The sequence below is a fragment of the Pseudomonas sp. R62 genome (assembly GCF_000257605.1).
Classification (GTDB): domain Bacteria; phylum Pseudomonadota; class Gammaproteobacteria; order Pseudomonadales; family Pseudomonadaceae; genus Aquipseudomonas; species Aquipseudomonas atacamensis.
The window spans coordinates 3,195,227-3,200,283 of record NZ_JH635998.1; the positions used below are offsets into that span (position 1 = coordinate 3,195,227).

Below are 5,057 nucleotides of genomic sequence, written 5' to 3' on the forward strand. Positions count from 1 at the left end.
TCCGTAGCCAGTTGGTGGAAGCAGGTCGATGAATGGCGTGGCGATCGCGGCCTGTTCCCTTATGAAAAGGGCGACGGCAGCAAGATCAAGCCGCAGACCGTGATCGAAACCCTCTGCGAAGTGACCAAGGGCGACGCCTTTGTGACCTCCGACGTTGGTCAGCACCAGATGTTTGCCGCGCAGTACTACACGTTCAACAAGCCGAACCGCTGGATCAACTCCGGTGGCCTGGGCACGATGGGCTTCGGTCTGCCAGCCGCGATGGGCATCAAACTGAGCTTCCCGGACGACGACGTTGCCTGCGTCACCGGCGAAGGCAGTATCCAGATGAACATCCAGGAGCTGTCGACCTGCCTGCAATACGGCTTGCCGGTGAAGATCGTCATCCTCAACAACGGTGTGCTGGGCATGGTTCGCCAGTGGCAGGACATGAGCTACGGCAGCCGTCACTCGCACTCCTACATGGAATCGCTGCCGGACTTCATCAAGCTGGCTGAAGCCTACGGCCATGTTGGCGTACGCATCACCGAATCGAAAGATTTGAAGTCGAAGATGGCCGAAGCGTTTGCCATGAAGGATCGCCTGGTGATCATCGATGTTGCGGTCGACACCAGCGAGCACGTCTACCCGATGCAGATCAAAGACGGCTCCATGCGCGATATGTGGCTGAGCAAGACGGAGCGTACTTAATCATGCGGCACATTATTTCCCTGCTTCTGGAAAACGAACCCGGCGCTCTGTCTCGCGTAGTCGGCCTGTTCTCGCAGCGCAACTACAACATCGAAAGCCTGACCGTGGCCCCGACCGAAGACCCGACCCTGTCGCGTCTGACGCTGACGACCGTGGGCCACGATGAAGTGATCGAGCAGATCACCAAAAACCTGAACAAGCTGATCGAAGTGGTCAAGCTGGTGGACCTGTCGGAAAGCGCTCACATCGAGCGTGAACTGATGCTGGTCAAGGTCAAGGCCACTGGCGCCCAGCGCGCCGAGATCAAACGCACCACCGATATCTACCGTGGACAGATCGTCGACGTTAGCGCCAGCGTGTATACCGTTCAATTGACCGGTACCAGCGACAAGCTCGACAGCTTCATTCAGTCCATCGGCACCGCATCGATTCTGGAAACCGTCCGTAGCGGCGTGACCGGCATTGCTCGCGGCGACAAAGTACTCAGCATCTAAACCAAATTAGCGCATGGCCTAAACGGCCGGATATAAGGGGAAATTCATGAAAGTTTTCTACGATAAAGACTGCGACCTGTCGATCATCCAGGGCAAGAAAGTTGCCATCATCGGTTACGGCTCCCAGGGCCACGCTCAGGCGTGCAACCTGAAAGACTCCGGTGTCGACGTTACCGTCGGTCTGCGTAAAGGTTCGGCCACCGTTGCCAAAGCCGAAGCTCACGGCCTGAAAGTGACCGACGTTGCTTCCGCTGTTGCCGCTGCCGACCTGGTCATGATCCTGACCCCGGACGAGTTCCAGTCCTCGCTGTACAAGAACGAAATCGAGCCGAACATCAAGAAAGGCGCCACTCTGGCCTTCTCCCACGGCTTCGCGATTCACTACAACCAGGTTGTTCCGCGTGCCGACCTCGACGTAATCATGATCGCGCCGAAAGCCCCGGGCCACACCGTGCGTTCCGAGTTCGTCAAAGGCGGCGGTATCCCTGACCTGATCGCGATCTACCAGGACGCTTCGGGCAACGCCAAAAACGTTGCACTGTCCTACGCCGCTGGCGTTGGTGGCGGTCGTACCGGCATCATCGAAACCACCTTCAAGGACGAGACCGAAACCGACCTGTTCGGCGAACAAGCCGTTCTGTGTGGCGGTACCGTTGAACTGGTGAAAGCCGGTTTCGAAACTCTGGTTGAAGCTGGCTACGCGCCGGAAATGGCCTACTTCGAGTGCTTGCACGAACTGAAGCTGATCGTTGACCTCATGTACGAAGGCGGTATCGCCAACATGAACTACTCGATCTCCAACAACGCCGAATACGGCGAGTACGTGACTGGCCCGGAAGTGATCAACGCCGAATCCCGTCAGGCCATGCGCAACGCCCTGAAACGTATTCAGGACGGCGAATACGCCAAAATGTTCATCAGCGAAGGCGCAACCGGCTACCCTTCGATGACCGCCAAGCGTCGTAACAACGCCGCTCACGGCATCGAAATCATCGGCGAGCAACTGCGCTCCATGATGCCGTGGATCGGTGCCAACAAGATCGTCGACAAAGCCAAGAACTGAGTCGCCGTTCCTTGTACGAAAAACGCGGCCTCGGCCGCGTTTTTTCGTTTGGGCCGGTGCTTCTGGTATAAAGCTGCATCGTTTGTGGCCGAACTGTCGTCCTCAAGCCTCTGTCGAATTTTTTCCAAACCGTTGCAAGGTAATGTCCATGAGCGAACGTCCCGAAGAGCCGAACAAGGCTTCCGACGCCGAAAGCCTGCTGCCCATCGATGAACACATCGAAGAAGGGCACGACGCTGAAGGTCGTAAAGTCCGGCATCGTGGTATCTATCTGCTGCCGAACCTGTTCACGACTGCCAACCTGTTCGCAGGCTTCTATTCCATCATCAACTCGATGAGCGCCCAGGCCGCGTTGAGCGCCGGCGACTCGGTGAATGCGAGCAAGTACTTCGCCTTCGCTGCGATCGCGATTTTCGTCGCGATGGTGCTCGACGGCCTCGATGGTCGCGTGGCGCGCATGACCAATACGCAAAGTGCCTTCGGCGCCGAGTACGACTCGCTGTCGGACATGGTCGCCTTCGGTGTTGCGCCGGCATTGCTGGCCTTCGGCTGGGCGCTGGGAGACATGGGCAAGGTCGGCTGGATGGTCGCCTTCATATATGTAGCGGGTGCGGCGTTGCGTCTGGCGCGTTTCAACACCCAGGTCGGCACGGCGGACAAACGCTACTTCATCGGTCTGGCCAGCCCGGCGGCGGCAGGTGTGGTGGCCGGTATTGTCTGGGCGTTCAGCGATTACGGCATCCAAGGTTCGAAGATGTCGTTCCTGGTGGCCTTGATGGTGGCGGCGGCCGGCATGCTGATGGTCAGCAACATCAAGTACAACAGCTTCAAGGAGCTGGATCTCAAAGGTCGCGTGCCGTTCGTGGCGATCCTGGCGGTGGTGCTGGTATTTGCTGTCGTGTTCAGTGATCCGCCGCGCATTCTGCTGCTGGTGTTCCTCGCCTATGCGGCGTCCGGTCCGGTGCAATATCTGTTGCGTCTTCGTCGTCACAAAAACGCCGAGTGATGTAATTTCCCGCATACTCCGCAGTCTATGGGTGCACCTGTCCTCCAAAGCTGCGGAGTTGTCATGTTGATCACGATCCCCAAAGCATCCGACTGCCATGAGTCGGATGTAACGCCTGAAGCCATTTATCTCTCCCGCCGCCAATTGCTCGGCGCCACTGCTGCCGGTATTGCCGTGAGCAGCCTGCCACGCTGGGCCAGTGCCGCTGATGCCCCTCGCTACTCTGATGTCGAATCCGGCAAGGCTCCGGCCTGGTTTGCCGAAAAGCTTCCTTCTACTCAATGGGGGGCGGTCAACGTCAAGGACGAGGCGATCACGCCTTATAAAGACGCGACGAACTACAACAACTTTTATGAGTTCGGTACCGGCAAGGGCGATCCCGCGAGGAACGCTGGCGACCTGAAAACCGAACCCTGGAGCGTGGTGATTGACGGGGAGGTGGGTAAGCCGGGGCGTTATGCGCTGGAAGACTTCATGAAACCGTATCAGTTGGAGGAGCGTATTTATCGTCTGCGCTGCGTCGAGGCGTGGTCGATGGTCATTCCCTGGATCGGCTTTCCCATCTCGGCCTTGCTCAAGCAGGTCGAACCGACTTCCAAAGCGAAGTACATCCGCTTCGAAACCTTGCAGGATCCCAAGAGCATGCCCGGCCAGCGTTCCGGTTTTGCCTTGATCGACTGGCCGTATGTCGAAGGCCTGCGTCTCGATGAGGCGATGAATCCTTTGGCGATCCTGGCGGTGGGCATGTATGGACGCGAACTGCCGAACCAGAACGGCGCGCCTTTGCGTCTGGTGGTGCCCTGGAAGTACGGCTTCAAAAGCGTGAAATCCATTGTGCGCATCAGTCTGGTCAGCGAGCAGCCGAAGACCACTTGGCAAAGCATTGCTGCCGATGAGTATGGCTTCTACGCGAATGTGAATCCTACCGTCGACCATCCACGCTGGACCCAGGCGCGCGAGCGGCGCTTGCCGAACAGCCTGTTCAAACCGAATGTGCGCGATACACAGATGTTCAACGGCTACTCGGATGAAGTCGCTTCTTTATATACAGGGCTCGATCTGCGGAAGAACTACTGATGCGTTATCCGTTCTGGCGAGTGGGCGTTTTCATTGCGACAGCGATCTGGCCATTGCTGTGGTTCTATCAAGCGTTCGCCGATCTGCTCGGGCCTGATCCGGGCAAGGTGCTGGTTGATCGTCTCGGGCTTGGCACGCTGGTGTTGCTGTTGATTACGCTGAGCATGACGCCGTTGCAAAAGCTGAGTGGCTGGGCGGGGTGGATTGCAGTGCGCCGGCAGTTAGGGCTTTGGTGTTTTGCTTATGTGACGCTGCATCTGTTCAGCTATATGGCGTTTATCCTCGGGTTCGATTGGTCACAGTTGGGCGTTGAGCTACGCAAGCGGCCTTACATTATTGTTGGTGCGCTGGGCTTTCTCGGATTGCTGATACTGGCGGTGACGTCCAATCGTTATAGTCAGCGTCGTTTGGGCGCTCGCTGGAAGAAGCTGCATCGCCTGGTTTACCTGATTCTCGGACTGGGTTTGCTGCATATGCTGTGGATCGTGCGGGCCGATCTGGAAGAGTGGACCATTTATGCCTTTATAGGTGGCGTGCTTTTGCTGCTTCGTCTGCCGCCGGTGATGAAGCGAATCCCGCGTTTACTGGGTAAAAAGCAGAATCTGCAAGAAAAGCGAAATTAACGGTTGACGGCAGATTCCAGAGGTCTATAATTCGCCCCACTTCCGGCGCAGTCGAAACGGAAAACTCCTTGAAATTCAAAGAGTTGCGCAGTTTTCGACAGCGG

The 5,057-nt window shown here is 57.3% G+C and carries 6 protein-coding genes; all 6 read left to right on the top strand.

What is annotated here, in order from left to right; translation table 11 throughout:
* On the top strand, nucleotides 1-690 hold a 690-nt coding region (locus OQK_RS15470; protein ID WP_038860985.1), incomplete at its 5' end, for a thiamine pyrophosphate-dependent enzyme.
* A gap of 2 nt (nucleotides 691-692) precedes the next feature.
* On the top strand, nucleotides 693-1,184 hold the full coding sequence (gene ilvN / locus OQK_RS15475) for an acetolactate synthase small subunit (protein ID WP_003176102.1): 492 nt from the start codon (nucleotides 693-695) through the stop codon (nucleotides 1,182-1,184).
* A gap of 46 nt (nucleotides 1,185-1,230) precedes the next feature.
* Nucleotides 1,231-2,247, top strand: a complete 1,017-nt coding sequence (ilvC, locus tag OQK_RS15480) for a ketol-acid reductoisomerase (protein ID WP_003228216.1) — start codon at nucleotides 1,231-1,233, stop codon at nucleotides 2,245-2,247.
* 148 nt (nucleotides 2,248-2,395) lie between these two features.
* Nucleotides 2,396-3,253, top strand: a complete 858-nt coding sequence (gene pssA / locus OQK_RS15485; RefSeq protein WP_016773182.1) for a CDP-diacylglycerol--serine O-phosphatidyltransferase — start codon at nucleotides 2,396-2,398, stop codon at nucleotides 3,251-3,253.
* 63 nt (nucleotides 3,254-3,316) lie between these two features.
* Nucleotides 3,317-4,330 carry a protein-methionine-sulfoxide reductase catalytic subunit MsrP gene (gene msrP / locus OQK_RS15490; RefSeq protein WP_016773183.1) on the top strand — a complete coding sequence of 338 codons (1,014 nt, stop codon included), beginning with the start codon at nucleotides 3,317-3,319 and terminating at the stop codon, nucleotides 4,328-4,330.
* The gene (msrQ, locus tag OQK_RS15495; protein WP_016773184.1) at nucleotides 4,330-4,953 is read left to right on the top strand and encodes a protein-methionine-sulfoxide reductase heme-binding subunit MsrQ; all 624 of its coding nucleotides are present in this window, start codon (nucleotides 4,330-4,332) and stop codon (nucleotides 4,951-4,953) included. The genes msrP and msrQ overlap by 1 nt, the downstream gene beginning before the upstream one ends.
* Nucleotides 4,954-5,057: the final 104 nt, after the last annotated feature.

Coding starts and splice junctions, on each gene's coding strand:
- msrQ (WP_016773184.1), top strand. CDS start 4,330: ATGCGTTATCCGTTCTGGCGAGTGGGCGTTTTCATTGCGACAGCGATC.
- ilvN (WP_003176102.1), top strand. CDS start 693: ATGCGGCACATTATTTCCCTGCTTCTGGAAAACGAACCCGGCGCTCTG.
- pssA (WP_016773182.1), top strand. CDS start 2,396: ATGAGCGAACGTCCCGAAGAGCCGAACAAGGCTTCCGACGCCGAAAGC.
- ilvC (WP_003228216.1), top strand. CDS start 1,231: ATGAAAGTTTTCTACGATAAAGACTGCGACCTGTCGATCATCCAGGGC.
- msrP (WP_016773183.1), top strand. CDS start 3,317: ATGTTGATCACGATCCCCAAAGCATCCGACTGCCATGAGTCGGATGTA.